The following is an 18353-nucleotide window of genomic DNA, read 5'->3' on the forward strand; positions in this document are numbered from 1 at the left end:
TTGTCTCAACCAGTCCTCGGTATACTCACGCTATATTTGAATGAGAAGAAACATTTGGAGGAACGTCCCATCTACCAGCGCATGATTGCAGCGAGCCACAAACTGGGGATGCAGACTTTTGTCTTTACACCGCAAGATGTCGATTCGAATAAGAAACAGATTTATGGGATGTTCTATCACCCCAAATCGCGTACTTGGACGAGGAAATGGACGCCTTTTCCACATCTTATATTTGACCGCTGCCGCATTCAGAATACGCATCGCTTCAAGGAATTACTGAAATTCCGGGCAAGATATAACTCCTTACATTTCCTGAATCGTCCGCTTCGAAACAAATGGACCATCTACCAAGTTCTGTGTAACCATCCCTTGATTAAACCTCATTTGCCTTATACTAAATTATATAACTCTGCGAACGATGTACATCTGCTGATGAAGAAGGAAAGGCTCGTCTTTCTCAAGCCGATCAACGGTACAGGCGGGCGCGGAATTCTGCGCATTGAACGCCTGATTGGAAGTCGTCGATATGATATTCAAGGACGAGACCATAGACGTCATATCATCTCCCCTCAGCGTATTCTACCCTCACAATTAGCCTCAAAGCTCTCTAGCTGGAATGCGAAGAATCGCTATATCCTGCAGCAAGGGATCGCTATCAAGCTGCCAAATGGCCGCGTTCACGACTACCGTCTACTCGTCCAGAAGGACGGCAGCGGGGAGTGGACGGTAACTGGCTGTGCCGGTCGGGTAGGTCCCTTACGGAGTGTCACCTCAAATCTGCATGGAGGCGGAGAAGCCGTCCCGATGATGAAGCTCTTGAAAGAGTGGATCGAAGACCCCGAGAAGATCAGAACGGTCAAGGAAAAAATGGAGACGCTAGGAATTGAGACGGCAAAATTCCTGGAAGAGAAATACGGCGCGCTCTGTGAGCTCGCACTCGATATAGCGATTGATCGCAGCGGGCACGCTTGGCTGCTCGAAGTCAATCCGAAACCAGCGAGGGAAGTATTCGCCAAAGCCGGTGAGAAGGATACTTACAATCTAGCGATAATAAAGCCGATTGAATACGCCTTCTTCGTCTACAATTCGATGTTCAAGGGCAAAGTCAAACCAAATGCCCGCGAAAGAATACGGAGAAAAGAGAGCCGGGTTACCTCCTTCGATACACTGCTTAACTTAGAAGATATTACGAATCTATGAGATCAACCTTGACCCTTATTATAGAGCCCTCCATACGATTATGGAGGGCTTCTCATTATCGTTTTATTACGAACGTCGATAACAGAAAAAAACCCTTAAATCACTTGATCTAAGGGTTATCCGTATAGTTATCTGTGCTCAGCGAACTGAGATAAATACAATATTGGATTAACGTCTTGAGAGACTTACGATGTATACGCGGTTCGTCGAATTTCATCGGCTTCGAATTGGCCTCGAAAAACCACAGCTTCCCGTTGCTATCCACGCCGATGTCCATCGACATCTCACCCAGTTCATATCCCGATGATTTCTCAATTTGTTCCGCAATGACGAGTGCTAATGTTCCCGCGTTCTCTTTGATATCTTGCGCCCTTGTCGCGCCGAATACCGCCTTAAGCACTTTGATTGCGCTCTGAATTGATCCTCCCCTTGGGACATGGGTCGTAATGCTTCGCTTACCTGCAACACGTGCGCCAATCCCTGTCAACTGCCACGTATTCGTCTGATTCTTCTGTACGAGAATCCGAAGGTCAAACGGATCACCATTCGATTTCGTTAAATCAATCGCTTGCTGCACGATATATTCTTTGGCCCCCATTTTCTGCCTCAGATGTAGCCACATCTCGGGAATCGTCCAGAAATTATGAACGTGCCGCTTCTTCCCCTTGGTATAAATAAGCCTGTATTTCGGACCGCCTTCATTCTTCAGTCTTTGCCCCTGCATGATGCCTTTGCCGGCTTTCCCATGAATCGGCTTCAAATAGACAGCTGCATGCTGCTCCAAATAGGTCTCCAGGATGGAGAAGGACGTGAGCTTCTCTGTCTTCGGCAGCGATGTCCTCGTAGATTTGGCGCGAGACAACCATTCATAGAGGGTCCATTTATTGAAGAAAAACGGGTTGAATAACCTCACTTTGCGATCTTGCAAAAAATTGTGAATGGTCTGCTGTATTTCCGGCTTCGCCTCATATTTACGGAAGGGAATCCGGTTATAGATCACATGGGGTGCAGGAAAGGACTTCGTCATCCACATGCCAGACTGCTTACTGTAATAGAGACCCACAATTTTTTTCTGCGATGACCGGATATCCTCTGCGGTCGTGACATACACCGTTGCTCCGAGCTTTTTGCCGACCCGAATGATATCGCTGAAATTGCTGAATCTTCCGCGCATACTTCGATGTTGATCCTTGGCTGTTAAGATAGCTATGACAGGACGTCTGCGCGCCTGAGCCTGATCTGTTGTCATCACCCTACCCTCCCAGGTCAAAACTTGCTAAGGTATTTGCAATAGTCAATCAAATTGTCGAGCGAGGCACGCTCCCCGGATTTCGCGGTAGGATGTTTGAAGATGGAGCGGCCTGGCTTCGCATTCGCTTCGAACATCCAGACCTTACCGGACCGATCGATCCCTAGATCAAAGCCAATTTCCCCTAGTAAATATGGATAATTACGTTCAATAGCTCGCGCTAGATCAACCGCGGTTGACCTTACTTTTCGCAGCATCTGTGGAGCCTCTCCTCCGAATGTCTGTCGAAATACTTGCTCTGTCGAAAGCAGCTTGCCGCCGCTAGCTACATGTGTCGTAATGCTGCCTTTCCCCGCTTTTTTGGCGCCAATCGCAGCGACGACCCATTGATTTTCTCCGTCCTTGGTCATATGGAATCGAAAATCAACCGGACACGAATCTACCTGAATGAGATCAATCCCTTGCTGAGCAATATACTGATGGAATCGGCTTCGCTGATGCTTCATCAGCGTGTTCAACATGCGATCCGCACTTGTATAGTGCACGACTCTATTCTGACCACGACTCCGATAACGAACCGTATAACGACGTTCTCGATGACGTATCAGCTTATAAATACCAACCCCAAGACTACCACCTGACGGTTTCAGATAGACCGTTCCGTGCTTGCTTAGCATCTCCTTCATCGTATTCAACGTCGGACTCAAATGCGATTCTGGAATATGTTTCGCGAGCGGATCGTCAACAAGCAGCTTATAGACATCCGACTTATCAAAAAAGCTCCAGTTAAATAACGGAATGGATCGACGCAGGAAACGCTCTTTGAAGCTACCCATCGATGTCACCCGCTCGGCCTGTCGACTCTGCATTCGGTTATATACGACATCCGGCAGCGGAAGCTTCCTGCGAATCCACCCTCCTGTTTTTTGAGGAAAATAACCCGTAACGGTCTCCTCTTCCCAGTTCACATCCTTTGGACTAAAGGCAAAACTATATGATTTACCCTCGCCTGCGCTAATCAGCTGCCTGAAAAAACCTGACATCCCTCCGAAGGAAATCCCTCCGTGCTCCGTACGTCCTGCCAGGATCCCAATGAGTGGACCAATTTGAATCTCGTTGTCACCTCGTTTGGTGACGAGACATTTCCCCGCATGGGGAAGCTTCAGTTCATTAGACAGCGCTGAGGATAAACGCAAGGAATGACCTTGTCTGTGAGTCAGAACCAAATCAGAAGTTATTAATTTACTACCGAACTTGAGACTGATTTGGCGAGGTTTCCCAATCCCGAGCGTCTTGAGTAGTTGAGAAGAAATACGAATACCATGCCCGGGAGCGATCTGTATCGAACAATTTGCAGAACTCATCGACAGCCTCCCACACTTCTACGAATGTATCAACAGTCTATGGGATTTGACCCTGAAAGGTCACTCATCCGTTGGAAAAAAGTAATCCTACTGCTAAATCGCTGATTCCTTCGTCTAAAAATGATATTCGGCACAGTGATTTCCGTGAGTACAGCCTGTGAACAGAAAAAAGGGCTGTTCCTTTGGTCATACTTCATGACCTATGGAACAGCCCCTTATCGTAAATGCTGCTACTTTGATATTTGATCAAACTCCAGATAATAGCGATAACGCTCCCCAATGTAGTAACATTCCGTATACTCCGAGAAATGCTTCTGTTCATTGAACGTGCTGCGCACGCGTTTGAGAATCGGTTGGTTCGGTTCGATATTCAGGATTTGCTGCAAGCTTTCACTTGGATTCACGGCTTCAAGGTACTCCTGCACTTTCTTAACCTTGATCCCAAGGCCCAGCAGCATCTGATACAACGATCCGTAATAGTCCTCTGGCTTCAGCGAGAGCTCGATCGGAACGTGGATATACGTCTTGAAAAATACGATGGCTGTATCCCCTACGCCTCTGACGCGCTGGATTTCATAGATAAGCTCACCCTCTTGGACACCAAGCTGCTCCGCGATAAATGCACTCGCTGGAGTACGCATCACTTCTGCCTTTAAGGTCCCCGCTTCCTTGCCCATTTCTTTCATCTGATGCGTAAAACTCCGAAAATGGGTTTCATAGACATCCGAATCCTGCCGCTGTCCTGGAACGCCAAGGACATACGTCCCTTTGGCTCTTCGCCGAATAAGATACTCTTCCCATACCAGCTCGTTCAGCGCATCCCTTACCGTTGTTCTGCTTACATCGTACAGCTCACACAAATCAAGCTCATTCGGGATCTTATCTCCCTCACTCCACGTTCCATTCAGAATCTTTGATTTGAGGTCCTGTTTGATTTGAATATATAGAGGCAATGCCTCCTTGCTCTGGTCTAACTCAAAGGCCATTGACATTCCCCCTTCATCCTATCTAAATATCGAGTCCGTTATGCTCTTACAAATGCTTTTATCGTTGCGATCGTCTTGCCAACCGATGGGCCATGCGGACGAATCGTGTACGTTTTGACCGATGCTGGAATGAAAAACGTCTCTGCATAGTGAATAATGAACGGTTCGAATGCATGGGAGGGACTTTCGACGATAGCTTCTTCCCCCTCCACCAAGTTTAGCACATTCACGCTCTCATGGGTGTCATGCAATACGGTCTTGGAGAACCAATGTCTTCTCGTCTCGATAAATTGGCGATCATGCAGCCCTGTTCTTTCTTCGATCCAACCATCGCCCTCAGCAATCTTCTCGATTCGATTGATTAAATTCGATTCCACCCACTCCGTATCCCGGTTCCACTGAATAACCTTCTCCCCGTGATCGATATGAACCGGGCGAGGACGCCCATCCAAGCCGAGACGGTCCCAATCCCACAACTTGAAGGTAAAGATATAAGGTGTTGCACTGATCTCGAGGATCATCGTATTTTCCCCCGAGCAGTGAATCGTACCCGCAGGGATCAGGTAATGATCGTGTTTTTTCGCGATGTAAGTATTAATGTATTTGTCGTCCGGGAAAGAGATCTCGCCGCGTTCTGCTCTACGCAGATCTTCCATCATTCCTTCGGGCTCAATACCTTCTTTGACTCCCAAATACACAAGCCCTTGATCCTTCGCATCTAGAATATAATAGCTCTCATCCTGCGTATAATGCATGCCGAAGCTCTCTTGAATGTACTCCGTTAATGGATGCACCTGGAGACTTAGATTCTGGCCGCCCATCGTATCGAGGAAATCGAACCGAATTGGGAATTCCGTTCCGAAGCGAGCATGTACCTTATCGCCTAGAATTTCGGCCGGATGTCTGAACACCAAGTTAATCGATGGCACTTCAATTCGAACGTCGCCATACGTGAGATACAAGCTGTTCTCCTCCGGCACCCCGTCGAAACTCCAAGCAAAATTGATCTGATCTCGGTCAAGATCACAGACTTCTTTCATCCATTGACCGCCCCATACGCCGGCATCAAAATACGGCACAACGCGGAACGGACGACGACTAGCTTCTGCAAGACCTGCCAAAAAGGCTTCCCCGGTAACCATTTTGGGTTGATTCAACACATTCGTGTCTACGAGATAATCGATTTGTTGGTATAACCGTTTCTTATGTCGATCGGCAATACGCCACTCGACGAAATAACCTCGTTTATATTTGCGCAATATATCTTCGTTATGATTATCAACCTTCCAGTTCCCCATCTCCTTGGAGCGGTATCGCTGTTGAATCTCCCAACGTGCGAGGTCCAAATATACGAGCAGATCCGGCTGGTAGACGAGCGAAGCACCCACACCATAGATCACGATTAATCCTTGGTTAACACCATTTATTTTGTTTTTGGCTTCAGCTATTTTGGCTTGATCATAAAATTCATGCAGCTGGTGGCATGACATGACACCGAATACGCGATCATCCGTTAGATTACGCTCGATCATTGCTGTAATCTCATCACCGGAATAGGCTAAGTCATCAGAATGAATCACAAGATCCGCGTTCAGCGGCTTGATCATTTGCTCTAGAATCTCTTCATATCGAACACCGGGATAACAATCAATGACCAATACCGTTCGCTTACCCAGCTTATTCAATGTGGTATTTAGTTCAGCAACAATTGAATCATAGCCTTTCCATGCGCTTGAATCTTTCCCCTTAACCCGAACCTCTGGAAACTTATCATAATTAGACATCTGTTCTTCCTCCACTCCGAATCATATGTTTTGTTTGTATATTTGTTATAATGTTATAACATTATAACTTAATATGACCATAGCCTAACACAGGCGCAACATATAAGCAATACAACAACGAAAAAGATGATATCCGCGCACTTGCGAGCAGATATCATCCTCTTTGTTTAATGCCGTCCTTCATATAAAGGAAATTGAGATGTAATCTCACGTACACTTCCCAATATCTGTTCTTTAATCGTTAGGCTATTGGGATTTTTAAATGCCAATACAATAAGATGCGCAATTTCTTTCATTTCTTTTGGCCCTAATCCTCTCGCCGTCATGGCGGGTGAACCGAAGCGAATTTATGCAATCCATAACTTTCAGGAATGAGTTTGTGATCTTGTACTTCCCTCATGTGCGACTTCACTGTAAAATGGGGTAATTGCAATGGGAAATGCGCTGTTGGCGGCGTTTAAAACACGATTTTCCTGACAGCATTAGGGAGGTACTCTATGAACATTTTAATTTTGGGAGCAACGGGGCGAGTGGGAGGCCATATTGTCTCTCATGCTCTTCATGACAACCATTATGTTAAAGCGCTAGTTCGCATGCCAGAGAAGCTTCAAGTTAAGAACGGAAATTTAACTATTATTCAAGGTGACGTATTAAATAAGTACGATCTCCTTAACGCCATTTCAGGAACTGACGTGGTCATTAGTGCACTGAATACAGATGGTACAAATACGTTATCAGAAAGTATGCCGCTCATTATGGAAGCAATGGAACACGAGGGGATAAAACGAATCATTACTGTAGGAACTGCTGGTATCCTGCAAAGCCGTACCTCACCTCATGTACTGCGTTATCAGTCGAGCGAGTCTAAACGCAACTCCACTCGTGCAGCCCAAGAACATCATAAAATGTATGATATCCTCAGACGATCGACACACGATTGGACAATTGTCTGTCCTACGTATTTACCTGATGGAGAACGTGTGGGGAAATACCGCGTTGAACGTGATTTTTTGCCAGAGGGTGGCATTCAAATTTCAGTGCCGGACACAGCCGAATTTACATATCAGCAAATAAACAGTAATGATTATATAAAATCACGTGTGGGTATTGCTTACTAATCTATTTTCGTAGGAATGCGTCTGCCGAAGGGCGCAAGACATGAACGAATGCCTTAAAAATAAAAACGAAGAGTTCATCAGGATATCCTGATGAACTCTTCGTTACAATGCCGGTGAAGGGACTCGAACCCCCACGGTTTCCCTCACGATTTTGAGTCGCGCGCGTCTGCCAATTCCGCCACACCGGCTTATGAAGTTATGGAGCGGACGACGGGAATCGAACCCGCGACCCTCGCCTTGGCAAGGCGATGCTCTACCGCTGAGCCACGTCCGCATGTTGTTAAAAATGGTGACCCGTAGGGGATTCGAACCCCTGTTACCTCCGTGAAAGGGAGGTGTCTTAACCCCTTGACCAACGGGCCTTCATATCAATTCCTTATTTACCGGACAGTTATTTACTTTATCATAAGTTATACGGCTTGACTAGAGGTATTTTTTTACAAATATTTTATCTTAAAATACCCGTTTCGTATTCCAATCTGCTTTAATAATCTCGACAGCTTCGCGGAAGCGAAGGGAATGGATGATCTCGCGCTCTCGAAGGAATTTCAAGCTATCCTGCAGATCGACATCATCCGTTAGATCAATAAGCCATTGATAGGTCGCACGTGCTTTCTCTTCCGCTGCGATGTCCTCGTATAGGTCAGCCAATGGATCGCCTTTTGCTTGGATGTAGGCTGCTGTGAATGGAACGCCTGACGAATTGCTGTAGAATAACGCACGGTCATGCTGCGCATACATCTCTGAAAGCCCGGCCTCCTTCATCATCTCTACCGTCGCATCTTTGGTCAGCTTGTAGACCATCGTGGCGATCATTTCTAAGTGAGCGAATTCTTCTGTACCGATATCAGTAAGTAGGCCAATCACCTTGTCAGGGATCGAATAACGTTGATTTAAGTATCGTAAGGCCGCTGCGAGCTCGCCGTCTGCACCTCCGTATTGTTCCAGCAGCAGCTTCGCCATACGGGGATCGCATTTGCTCACTTTCACCGGGTATTGCAACTTCTTCTCGTACAACCACATATCGTTGTTAGCCTCCCTTCGAATCGTAAATCCGCGTTACACCTGCCACGGCCATGGCGTCTCGATCCATTGCCACGGGAACCTTGAATAACTGTGACCATACTGCAAGAGCGGTCCGTAATTCAGCTCGTATTGATACGCAAGCTTCTGGCGTTGTTCAACCCCCTGGTTGAACTGTTGGATGGATTTCATATCATTCGGATGCGTGTTCAGGAACAACGCCAACTCGAGCAGCACAAAATCAACCGCCTGCAGCTCATGCAGCAGCTTGTAATACTCATCATCGATCGGCTTGGTATTCGTGTTCGCATTTGCGTTCATTTTATCACTCATGACGTCGATTCCCCTCCTTCTGACCCTCTCGTTGGTTCATAGGGACTGAATAATGCCGGCCATAGTGTTCCATATCTCAAAGCTTCCTGCGGTGTGAACTGCGGTAGATCGAGCGGTTGAAATTGAATATACTGATTCGGAGGCACGACATATGTCTTCACCCGAATGGGTGGACACGGATTGTTCGGACCAATAAAGGGGTACCAGACGCGGACTTGATCGTTCATATCAAACCCTCCTTCATCTTCGACTTACTCTCCTAACATATGTCGTTCGCCTAGGGATGTGAACCAGAAATAATCCCACAAAGTGAAGTTTTAGGTGCAACGTGATTCTAAATATATACAAAAAAAACCGCCCAAGCTTATACTTAGGCGGGTTCGCTCATACTTCTGATGCGTATCCGAATCACATTATTCAAATTTAATCTTGATCTGGAACAATCCTGCCTTGCGCATCGCTGAATAGACAATAACGACCAGTGGTCCCAGAAATAACCCAATCGCTCCTACTAGCTGCATCCCGACATAGAGACTGATCAGGGCCGATAAGGAACCGATCCCCACCGCATCCCCAAGAATTTTCGGTTCAATAATACGGCGCAATACCGTAATCACGAGGAACAAGACGATGAGCCCGATCCCTGTGAAAATATTCCCCGTCAGCAGACAATATACTGCCCACGGAACCAGTGCCGAACCAACCCCAAGTATCGGGAGAATATCGACAATTGTCACGAGGAGTGCAATCGCAAGCGGATATTTAATACCAAGAATTAACAAACCGATCAGCGTCATGATATAAGTAAACATACTAAAAATAATTTGTGCACGAATAAATCCAAACACCGAATTCTTAAGACTATTCAGCACCTCATTCACTTGGTCGCGAGAGCGTTCTTCGAATAACGTCAGCATGGATCTACGCATAGTGTCCATGTTGAAGCAGAACAGGTATACCGCGACGATAAAGAATAGGAAGAAGAAGAATAAGCCTGGAATGCCTGAAGCAAAGGACAAGAGAATCTGCGATAACTTATTCACTACACCGCTAATGGAATCCGTTAAATTCGATAACATCCCGATGACACGGTTCGCGATATCCGGTGACATGGTATCCAGAAATCCCTGCCCCTGTTCGATCAATTTGAGAATATAGGCCTGAACCCCTTCGAAATATGCTGGTGCATTCGAAAGGAAGTTCATCGTCTGTTCTAATACTTGAAGCCCGAGGAGATAAATCGTCACCAAAAAGATGAGCATGAACAACGTACAGGTGATAGAAGATGCCACGATCCGCTTTATTTTTAAATTACGCATCAGCAAGCCATTGATCGGTTCCAATAGCATGGCGCAAATAAAGGCGAGCAAGAACGGCGCTCCTACCGTGAACAATCCATACAGAAAAGCAAGGCCCAGCAAAATTAATATCAATTGTTTGATCTGCATCGTTCCTCGTTTATCTCCTTTCTCACGCGACTGGATCTTGTCCTCCCTTTTGCCTATAAATGTGTATTCGAACAATCCGCAATCGTTCGACTTCCGCCACTTCGAACCAGACATCGTCGATCAGAATCTTCTTGCCTTCCGCAACATTTCCTTCTAGCTGCTTGAACAACCATCCGCCGATGGAATCTACCTCGTCATCCTCAATCGTAACGCCGAGCATCGCATTCACATCTTCAAGCAGCATCCGGCCATCCACCGAGATAATGCCATCCGTCGTCTCGACATTTGGCCGCTCATCCTCATCGAACTCATCGCGAATCTCGCCGACGATCTCTTCAAGAATCTCTTCAGTCGTCAGCATGCCAGCGGTTCCGCCGTATTCGTCTACAACAAGCGCAATCTGCGCGCGTTTCTTCTGCATGAGACGAAGGACATGACTAACTTCCATCGATTCTGGGACGTTCAGAATCGGCCTTACCAGCGCTTGCATCGCTTCTACGGATTGCGGAGGCGTAATGAAGAGATCAGAGATATGAATGAATCCAATAATCTGATCTTTATCTTCTACGGCCACCGGATACCGCGTATGCTTTGTCTCAAAGACGATCTCCATATTCTGCTCAATCGAATGGGTCGTATAGAGGCATTCCATATCTATGCGCGGAAGCATCACTTCACGAGCCAATCGGTCAGAGAAATCGAAAATATTGTCCATAAGCTTCATTTCATCTTTATCAATAAACCCGCTCTGCGCGCTCTGGCTCACAAGGATGCGAATTTCTTCTTCCGTATGCGCGAGTTCATACTCGGCTGCGGGCTGCAGCCCAAAGAGCTTCAAGAAGCCATTCGCTGCCGCATTCAACAGCCATATTGCAGGCATGAACACCTTATAGAACAATAACAGCGGTCCAGACAACCATAATGATGCAGCTTCTGCCTTCTGAATGGCCAGTGTCTTCGGCGCGAGTTCGCCGAGTACGATATGTAGGAAGGTGATGACAGAAAATGCAGCGACGAAGCTAATCGTCTGCGTAATTGTCGGATCAGCCACGCCAAGCTTCGCAAGCAGCGGTTCTACGATCAAATGGGAAATGGCAGGCTCACCCACCCAACCGAGCGCGAGAGAGGCAAGTGTAATTCCAAGCTGTGTCGCAGAAAGATAGGTATCTAGGCGATGGTTCACTTTCAGGGCAAAATGAGCTCGACGGTTACCTTCATTCGCTAACTGCGTCAAACGAGTCTGTCTCACTTTGACAAGTGCGAATTCTGCCGCAACAAAAAATCCATTCAATAAGACGAGTACCAATACAAGCAGGATATGAAGGAAAATGGCGCCAGGCTCAAAATGGGTCATACTCTAACTCCTCTTCACGGTAGCGAATCTAGATGATTGCTTTTCTTGACTTGAAATCTACATTCTTATAATACATATCTGCGACCAATAAATTCGGACCACAGCATTTTGCAGCACTACAATGACAGTTGATGCGTTGATTCAGTGGATGTTCATGCAACCAGCGGTTGAAGATATCATCCAGCTTCTCTTTCTCCATATTACCAAATGGAGGGATATCTGCAAAATCAGTCACAAACACGTCGCCTGTAAAAGCATTCAAGTTCACACGGTTACGTCCATCCGGATCGTTCCGAAGCGTAACATTCGGTTCCGTTCTAAGACGACGCAGCAGCGTCTGATCTTCTTCGTTATCATTACATGCGTAGAACGGTAGTGTCCCGAACAGCATCCACATGTTCTGATCGCGTGTATCTAGCAGGCGATGAATCGCAGTGCGCATTTCAGCTTGCGACAGAACAGGGAGATCCGCTGCAAATGCGGAAGGGTACATCGGATGCACTTCATGACGGAGACAGCCCATCTCACGAATCAGCTCATGAATCTCAGTAATTTTGTGATGGGTACGATAATTAATCATCGACTCTGCGGAGATGAACATCCCTTCACGGCTAAGTCGACGCGTATTCTCAATCATCCGGTCATATAACTTCGTTGCCGCCTCGAGGCTTACGGAATGCCCCGCGTGCTTGAAGCCCACTTCATGGAAGTCTTCCGGGCTCACATAGTTAAAAGAAATGTGCATCACGTCCAGATAGGGTGCGAGCACTGCATAGCGATCATAGTCTAACGTTAAATTCGAGTTAATCTGTGATCGAACCCCGCGATCACGTGCATATTTCAAGAGCGGCACCATGTAATCCTGCACCGTCTTCTTATGGAAGGTCGGCTCACCGCCTGTAATACTTATCGTCTCCAAATGCTCAACTTCATCCAATGCTTTGAGCAGCTTGGTAAGCGGAATTTTGTCCGGTTCAATGACCGTTAACGAATCGCCTACTGCACAGTGTTCACAACGCATATTGCATAAATTCGTTATCGTAAATTCAACACTCGTCAATACATGTTTGTCGTATTGCTCAAGTGACCGAATGGGATCCCAAGGGTCATATGCCGGTGATAATACTGGCAGTGTACTTGCTCTTTCTGATGATAAAATGCTTCTTGATTGCATGTCTAAATCCCCCTACACTTCGTATTGATCTAAAAAAACCTGGTCCAATGTCCAGGTTTTATACTCCGCCCGTTAAAACAGCAACGATCATTAAATTGAGTTTCACGGACAAATCAATGTCATAAATCGAGCTAAGCTCCTGTCCATCTTCATCATACAGAATCCGGATGATCGGTCGCTGCGGTGATGTTGAATTCAAATCAACGACGACGCCGATCGCACCTGTATTCAATTTGACCGTGACGCCAATCGGATAGATGGCGATCCGATCCCGGAACAGTTCGAGCATCCCCTGCTCATAGAGCGTACCTGATCCTGTGTAGAGAATTTCTAATGCTTGATGCGGCATCATCGCAGACCGATATATCCGATGACTTGTCATCGCATCATACGAATCGACAATGCCGATCATTTTGGAATACTCATGAATCTCTACGCCTCTAATGCCACGCGGGTATCCTGTCCCGTCAATTCGCTCATGATGTTGAAATGCGCAGTGGGCTGCGAGCAACGGAATATTCGCTTCATCTTTCAGAATGCGATACCCTAATTCAGTATGCTGCTGAATAATGCGATATTCCTCATCCGTTAATTTATCCGGCTTCAAGAGCACTTCCATCGGGATTTGTGTTTTCCCAATATCGTGCAGCAGCGCTCCGAGCGCAATTGTATTTAGCTCTTCCGAATTGTAGCCTTTCGACAGCGCCATCATTACCGTATAAATGCACACGTTCAAAGAATGACGATATAAGTAAAAGTCCGTTGAATTGATATCCGACAGCATGATCATGGCATCCTCATGACTGCTCAGATCATCGATCAGATTCGTAATGACTTTGCGAAAATTTTTCCCGAGACTCGGGTATGCCGATTGCTTCTCCGAAAAAGGTTGATTCATTAATTCACGAAAGTTCTTACGAATTTCATACATCGATTCCCGCTTGGTCTCTTCTGAGATTAATTCAGGAATGAGAATATCGTCTGTTCTTGCGTCTTCTATGTACAAGTATCGGAGCCCGAGTTGCTCTAGCCGCAGGATCATCGACGGAGTCAACTCGATATGCTCAGATAAGAGAACGAGTCCATCTTCGTTATATATCTTCTTCCCAAGCTTCATGCCTGGCTGACAAAATTGGATAGGCATTAGTCGCAAATTAAAAACCTCTGATCTGTTTAAAGATTCATATCAACGATTATGAAAAATGATTAACCATCCTATTATGACATATTTACAGCATCAGTTCTACAATTTAGATCATATTGCCTAGATGATTTTTCGCTTATTAACGCAGGATAAAGAACCAGAACAAGAATGCAACGATGAGACGATAATAAGCAAAGTGACGCAGTTGAATCTTCTGAATATATTTCAAGAAAACGACGACGACGATATAAGCAACAACGAAAGAGACAATAAACCCGACGAGGAAGAACATCCAGTCACCGTTAAGAATCACCTCATAATTCTTTAGCAGCTCATATCCTGAGGCCGCACACATAATCGGAATCGCCATTAAGAAGGAGAAATCGGCTGCTGCTTTGTAGCTGAGACCGCTTAACATCCCTCCGGCCATCGTCGAACCCGAACGGCTAAATCCAGGCCATACAACGGACAAGATCTGATAGATACCGATGAGGAAAGCTTGCTTGTACGTCATGTCATCCATGTCTTTCGCCGTAATTTTCACACGACTGCGCGAGAAGAACTCTGCGAATAAGAGGAACAACGCACCAACAACCAGTGCCCATAAGACTGTAGTCGAAGAATCGAACTTACTCTTGATATAGTCTTTCAAGAAAAAAGCGGTAATTAACGCGGGGGCAATCCCGAGAAAGACGTGCATTAAGTTTAATTGTGATTTACGCACACGCCCTCCAGCCGTCGAAGTGGATGGCATTGCAGCTGCTTTTTTCAATCCGAAAAGTCGGTAAAGACGCTCGCGGTAGACAATTGCAATGGCAAGGATCGCAGCAAGCTGAATAATGACCTCGAACGAACTTAGAATGTCACGCGGCACATTGGGATGAATAAGTTTGTCGGTTAGAATCATGTGACCTGTGGATGAGACAGGAATAAATTCTGTCAGACCCTCGACAATCCCGAGAATAATCGCTACTAAAATGGAATCCATAATGGTTCGTACTCCTCTTTTCTTATTATATTATTATTCCATATTCAAGCATTAACGCCTCCGGCGTCCTTTCGAGGACGGTATGCGTTAATGCGAGAAATATATATAAAGATGTGTGTAACTTATCATTCCCTCTATTTTAACAAATGCCAGTGCTCGGTTGGACAAGTAGAGAGCAACGATTCCTGACATAATGCCCAAGCCAGCAGATCCCGGATGAACTCCGGAAGATAATATCGTCTATCGATCCCTTCCTTCAGCGCCATATATCCGACGCCAAAAGTGAACATATCAAGTGTTGCTACTTGATAGACTTCCTCCTTCTGAAGTCGGTCCCCTGTCCCGGTAACAATAACTTCCTGAATCCGTTCATACGGTGGCTGCTCTACATCGTAATAAATCTCTAGACCATCCACAGCGATTGTCCCTAGTACTCGGCCTCGAAATCCGAACCCGCGAATAGCCCGCTGCTGAAATTCTGGAAGAAGCGACTCTTCTAGGGATTGCAGTAATTGCGCCCCCGTAAGATTCAGGACACAAGGATTAATTGGCGATGGACATATGCGGTGCAGCATTTCAAGGGTGATATCCCCAGCTTCAAGCGCATCCAGCAATTGCCCGGTATTCGTGAGGCCAATCCCTGCACCTGTCCATGCCTTAAGCGCTGCAGCCAGCAAGTTCGCAAGTGGTGATTCCTTTTCCTCCGAGATCGTCAGCATATGGTCCAACCTCGCTACGACCTTGCTCAGGTTCTGCCTTGCTATCGCACCGTATTGATCAATGATGGACAGAATCCCAGGGTCTGGCGGAACCTCCTCTAGTGAGATCGCTACGGCACGCGTGACATCATAACGTCTTGAATCCGAATTGAACTCTAGTTCAATTCGTCCTAGATGGGAACCAAATTTCCCGGCGGCACAGATATAGGTATCTCCAATTTTCTCAGCTTCCTCGAACAGGTGATGCGTGTGCCCGCCAAGAATCAGATCGATTCCAGGGATCCGTTCGGCTATTGCTCGATCATGCTTAATCCCAAGATGCGACATGACGATGAGCACATCGACTTGCTGACGCAGTTCGGCCGTTAACTCCGCGATGACATCGTAGGGCTGCAGCACATGCCAGCCGAGCAGCTCATAAAAGTCTGTAAACGCGGCAGTGACGCCGATTAGACCAATGCGCAAATCGCCTTTATGCAGAATTTCATACGGGACCATCCATGCCGGAACTTCTCCACTTGCCATTTCCCGAATATTGCTGCCAATAATCCGAAAGGTTGCTTGATCCGTATATACCTGCTCCATCTGCTCGGGGGTATAAGTTAATCCTTCATTATTGCCTAGCACAATCGCTTCATAACCGATGTGGTTCAAAATATGAACATTGACAGCTCCGATACTCCCCTCGGTCTCCACACGCATTCGATCCATATGATCACCGATGTCTAGAATAAGCATTTCATCAGAGGCTCGCTTTTCACGCTCCAGATCAATGACCGTTGCGATTTTAGCCGCTTGCTCCAGATGACTATGAATATCATTAGAATGGAACAGCACAAAGCTACGTCTTTCTTTATCCATAAACTCTCCTTAAGCCCGTCTATTATTATGTACTCTATCCCTCGTGTCGATCAACTTCGCCACCAGCATCGTATTAATCTCTTTATCGAAAGGGGTAAATCTTCCAATCATTTTACATTTACGCCCAAGTCATAGCATACCATTATCCAGCGCATTATGATACGGGTGATATTCCTAAAAAGCCCATGATGTACCCACTCCATTTTGACGCTGCGCCGCGAGCACTCCCCTGCATTGAACACAACGAGATTGGAAGCGCAAGTCGGTCTTCTACCCGATAACTCAAGCAATCCTCCCTATTGGAAAAACAAAAATATGGGAAGACAGTTCTGTATTAGGAGAACTTCGATTAGGTCTAGGGAACCCAGCCGAATAATGATTCTATCAAAAACGAAAAATAATCCACTACCAAAGCCTTAGTACTAAAGTCGTGTTTTCATCGACAAAAAGGCTCATTTATTGTCATTTTTTTCATTTGTGATATGATGAACTTAATGTTTTTTTCTAGTAAAACCATACCTCATAATGTGAAAAAGGTGGGCACCCCCATGCGAGTGCATGTCATGGATTTAGGCATCGGAGATCGACTAAAGAACGATACGTTTAATTCCTACGGACTCCATGTTCTGTCGCGCGGAACTGTTCTAAGTTCCCAAGAAATCTCTAAATTAATCTTACATCAAGTTGAATATGTAGATGTTGAACCGAGTGAACCTGTCGAACCAGCGACACCCTTATTAAATACGCTTACTGTAGATTCCTTGCAGTCGATCAAACCTCTCTTTGATCATTCGATCTTAGGAACTAGCACCTTATTCGAAGAGGCACTTGAGAATGGGTACATTAATGACGAGATTGTCCAAGATACGTTCATTCCACTAACGAACGAAATTAAGGATCAACGCGATGTCGTGAATTTGCTGCTCATGCTGAACGGCAAGAATGACTATACCTTACAGCACTCCATTCAAGTCGGTCTCCTATCCTATTTTATTGCCACTTGGATGGGATATGCCGAAGAAGAAGCCCAGCTGATCGGTAAGGCTGGTTATCTGCACGATATCGGCAAGTGTCGTATTGATGATGCTATCTTATATAAACCGGGTCGATTAAACGATTACGAATATCGAATGATGACACAACATACGATCCATGGTTATGAGATTATTCGGAATTCCATCTATCCATACTCTATTGCCATCGTAGCACTACAGCATCATGAACGAATGGATGGAAGCGGTTATCCTTACCACTTGCTAGGATCTAATATTCATCCTTATTCGAAAATTGTCGGTATTGCGGATGTCTATTGTGCGATGATTACAGATCGAATTTATCAGCAGAAGCGAGATCTCATGTCCGTCTTGAAGGAACTTCATGAGATGAGCTTCACGAAGCTGGACCCTACGATTACGCATATCTTCATCTCGCATATGATTCCGAACTTCATCGGCAAGAACGTCTTACTAAATTCCGGAGAGACCGGCAAGATCGTTATGACGAACAACTCCGATTATTTCCGACCGCTCATTCATTTAAATGATCGCTTCGTTGATTTATCGATGGATCATTCCTTAGAGATTACCGAAATTTATATGTGAGACTACC

Annotated in this window: 16 protein-coding genes and 3 tRNA genes; 3 read left to right on the plus strand and 16 right to left on the minus strand. The window is 45.9% G+C overall.

Features of this window, described 5'->3' with window-relative positions; translation table 11 throughout:
- Nucleotides 1-1200: a YheC/YheD family endospore coat-associated protein gene (locus ACFQZR_RS22970; protein ID WP_379350255.1), complete on the plus strand. Its 1200-nt coding sequence runs from the start codon at nt 1-3 to the stop codon at nt 1198-1200.
- A 109-nt stretch (nt 1201-1309) separates the two neighbouring features.
- Here the strand turns inward: ACFQZR_RS22970 and ACFQZR_RS22975 are convergent, their stop codons facing one another.
- From ACFQZR_RS22975 to ACFQZR_RS22990, 4 genes are all read right to left on the minus strand, one after another.
- The gene (locus ACFQZR_RS22975) at nt 1310-2449 is read right to left on the minus strand and encodes a YheC/YheD family endospore coat-associated protein (RefSeq protein ID WP_379350257.1); all 1140 of its coding nucleotides are present in this window, start codon (nt 2447-2449) and stop codon (nt 1310-1312) included.
- Between the two features lie 17 nt (nt 2450-2466).
- Complete coding sequence (locus ACFQZR_RS22980) at nt 2467-3813, minus strand: YheC/YheD family endospore coat-associated protein (protein WP_379350259.1); 1347 nt, start codon at nt 3811-3813, stop codon at nt 2467-2469.
- Nucleotides 3814-4043: 230 nt separating this feature from the next.
- The gene (locus ACFQZR_RS22985; RefSeq protein WP_379350261.1) at nt 4044-4799 is read right to left on the minus strand and encodes a GntR family transcriptional regulator; all 756 of its coding nucleotides are present in this window, start codon (nt 4797-4799) and stop codon (nt 4044-4046) included.
- A gap of 38 nt (nt 4800-4837) precedes the next feature.
- Nucleotides 4838-6583 (minus strand): class I mannose-6-phosphate isomerase, encoded by a 1746-nt coding sequence (locus ACFQZR_RS22990; RefSeq protein ID WP_379350263.1) that lies wholly within the window; start codon nt 6581-6583, stop codon nt 4838-4840.
- A gap of 497 nt (nt 6584-7080) precedes the next feature.
- On the opposite strand from ACFQZR_RS22990, the gene ACFQZR_RS22995 reads away from it, so the two are divergent.
- Entirely contained in the window at nt 7081-7701 is a 621-nt protein-coding gene (locus tag ACFQZR_RS22995) for an NAD(P)-dependent oxidoreductase (RefSeq protein ID WP_379350265.1), read from the plus strand.
- A gap of 108 nt (nt 7702-7809) precedes the next feature.
- On the opposite strand, the gene ACFQZR_RS23000 is transcribed toward ACFQZR_RS22995, so the two are convergent.
- From ACFQZR_RS23000 to ACFQZR_RS23055, 12 genes are all read right to left on the minus strand, one after another.
- Nucleotides 7810-7889, minus strand: a tRNA-Leu gene (locus ACFQZR_RS23000).
- 11 nt (nt 7890-7900) lie between these two features.
- Nucleotides 7901-7975: transfer RNA gene (locus ACFQZR_RS23005), tRNA-Gly, on the minus strand.
- Between the two features lie 13 nt (nt 7976-7988).
- A tRNA-Glu gene (locus ACFQZR_RS23010) sits at nt 7989-8063 on the minus strand.
- Nucleotides 8064-8154: 91 nt separating this feature from the next.
- Nucleotides 8155-8724 carry a manganese catalase family protein gene (locus ACFQZR_RS23015; RefSeq protein ID WP_379350267.1) on the minus strand — a complete coding sequence of 190 codons (570 nt, stop codon included), beginning with the start codon at nt 8722-8724 and terminating at the stop codon, nt 8155-8157.
- 36 nt (nt 8725-8760) lie between these two features.
- Nucleotides 8761-9057, minus strand: a complete 297-nt coding sequence (locus ACFQZR_RS23020; RefSeq protein ID WP_018756110.1) for a spore coat protein CotJB — start codon at nt 9055-9057, stop codon at nt 8761-8763.
- Nucleotides 9054-9284 (minus strand): spore coat associated protein CotJA, encoded by a 231-nt coding sequence (locus ACFQZR_RS23025; RefSeq protein WP_018756111.1) that lies wholly within the window; start codon nt 9282-9284, stop codon nt 9054-9056. The genes ACFQZR_RS23020 and ACFQZR_RS23025 overlap by 4 nt, the downstream gene beginning before the upstream one ends.
- A gap of 186 nt (nt 9285-9470) precedes the next feature.
- Complete coding sequence (ytvI, locus tag ACFQZR_RS23030; RefSeq protein WP_379350270.1) at nt 9471-10619, minus strand: sporulation integral membrane protein YtvI; 1149 nt, start codon at nt 10617-10619, stop codon at nt 9471-9473.
- The gene (locus ACFQZR_RS23035; protein ID WP_379350272.1) at nt 10528-11859 is read right to left on the minus strand and encodes a hemolysin family protein; all 1332 of its coding nucleotides are present in this window, start codon (nt 11857-11859) and stop codon (nt 10528-10530) included. The genes ytvI and ACFQZR_RS23035 overlap by 92 nt, the downstream gene beginning before the upstream one ends.
- 28 nt (nt 11860-11887) lie before the next feature.
- Nucleotides 11888-13033: a radical SAM/CxCxxxxC motif protein YfkAB gene (gene yfkAB / locus ACFQZR_RS23040; protein WP_379350274.1), complete on the minus strand. Its 1146-nt coding sequence runs from the start codon at nt 13031-13033 to the stop codon at nt 11888-11890.
- A gap of 58 nt (nt 13034-13091) precedes the next feature.
- Nucleotides 13092-14186 (minus strand): HD-GYP domain-containing protein, encoded by a 1095-nt coding sequence (locus tag ACFQZR_RS23045; RefSeq protein WP_379350276.1) that lies wholly within the window; start codon nt 14184-14186, stop codon nt 13092-13094.
- 130 nt (nt 14187-14316) lie between these two features.
- Complete coding sequence (locus ACFQZR_RS23050; protein ID WP_379350278.1) at nt 14317-15165, minus strand: undecaprenyl-diphosphate phosphatase; 849 nt, start codon at nt 15163-15165, stop codon at nt 14317-14319.
- Nucleotides 15166-15299: 134 nt separating this feature from the next.
- Nucleotides 15300-16745, minus strand: a complete 1446-nt coding sequence (locus ACFQZR_RS23055; protein WP_379350280.1) for a bifunctional metallophosphatase/5'-nucleotidase — start codon at nt 16743-16745, stop codon at nt 15300-15302.
- A gap of 548 nt (nt 16746-17293) precedes the next feature.
- On the opposite strand from ACFQZR_RS23055, the gene ACFQZR_RS23060 reads away from it, so the two are divergent.
- Complete coding sequence (locus ACFQZR_RS23060; RefSeq protein WP_379350282.1) at nt 17294-18346, plus strand: HD-GYP domain-containing protein; 1053 nt, start codon at nt 17294-17296, stop codon at nt 18344-18346.
- Nucleotides 18347-18353: the final 7 nt, after the last annotated feature.

Source organism: Paenibacillus sp. GCM10027629 (assembly GCF_042676425.1).
In the GTDB taxonomy this organism is placed as follows: Bacteria; Bacillota; Bacilli; order Paenibacillales; family Paenibacillaceae; genus Paenibacillus_K; species Paenibacillus_K terrigena.

Coding starts and splice junctions, on each gene's coding strand:
- ACFQZR_RS23060 (WP_379350282.1), top strand. CDS start 17,294: ATGCGAGTGCATGTCATGGATTTAGGCATCGGAGATCGACTAAAGAAC.
- ACFQZR_RS22980 (WP_379350259.1), bottom strand. CDS start 3,813: ATGAGTTCTGCAAATTGTTCGATACAGATCGCTCCCGGGCATGGTATT.
- ACFQZR_RS23055 (WP_379350280.1), bottom strand. CDS start 16,745: ATGGATAAAGAAAGACGTAGCTTTGTGCTGTTCCATTCTAATGATATT.
- ACFQZR_RS22985 (WP_379350261.1), bottom strand. CDS start 4,799: ATGGCCTTTGAGTTAGACCAGAGCAAGGAGGCATTGCCTCTATATATT.
- ACFQZR_RS23035 (WP_379350272.1), bottom strand. CDS start 11,859: ATGACCCATTTTGAGCCTGGCGCCATTTTCCTTCATATCCTGCTTGTA.
- ACFQZR_RS23050 (WP_379350278.1), bottom strand. CDS start 15,165: ATGGATTCCATTTTAGTAGCGATTATTCTCGGGATTGTCGAGGGTCTG.
- ACFQZR_RS23025 (WP_018756111.1), bottom strand. CDS start 9,284: ATGAACGATCAAGTCCGCGTCTGGTACCCCTTTATTGGTCCGAACAAT.
- ACFQZR_RS22995 (WP_379350265.1), top strand. CDS start 7,081: ATGAACATTTTAATTTTGGGAGCAACGGGGCGAGTGGGAGGCCATATT.
- ytvI (WP_379350270.1), bottom strand. CDS start 10,619: ATGTCTGGTTCGAAGTGGCGGAAGTCGAACGATTGCGGATTGTTCGAA.
- ACFQZR_RS23020 (WP_018756110.1), bottom strand. CDS start 9,057: ATGAGTGATAAAATGAACGCAAATGCGAACACGAATACCAAGCCGATC.
- ACFQZR_RS23015 (WP_379350267.1), bottom strand. CDS start 8,724: ATGTGGTTGTACGAGAAGAAGTTGCAATACCCGGTGAAAGTGAGCAAA.
- yfkAB (WP_379350274.1), bottom strand. CDS start 13,033: ATGCAATCAAGAAGCATTTTATCATCAGAAAGAGCAAGTACACTGCCA.
- ACFQZR_RS22990 (WP_379350263.1), bottom strand. CDS start 6,583: ATGTCTAATTATGATAAGTTTCCAGAGGTTCGGGTTAAGGGGAAAGAT.
- ACFQZR_RS22975 (WP_379350257.1), bottom strand. CDS start 2,449: ATGACAACAGATCAGGCTCAGGCGCGCAGACGTCCTGTCATAGCTATC.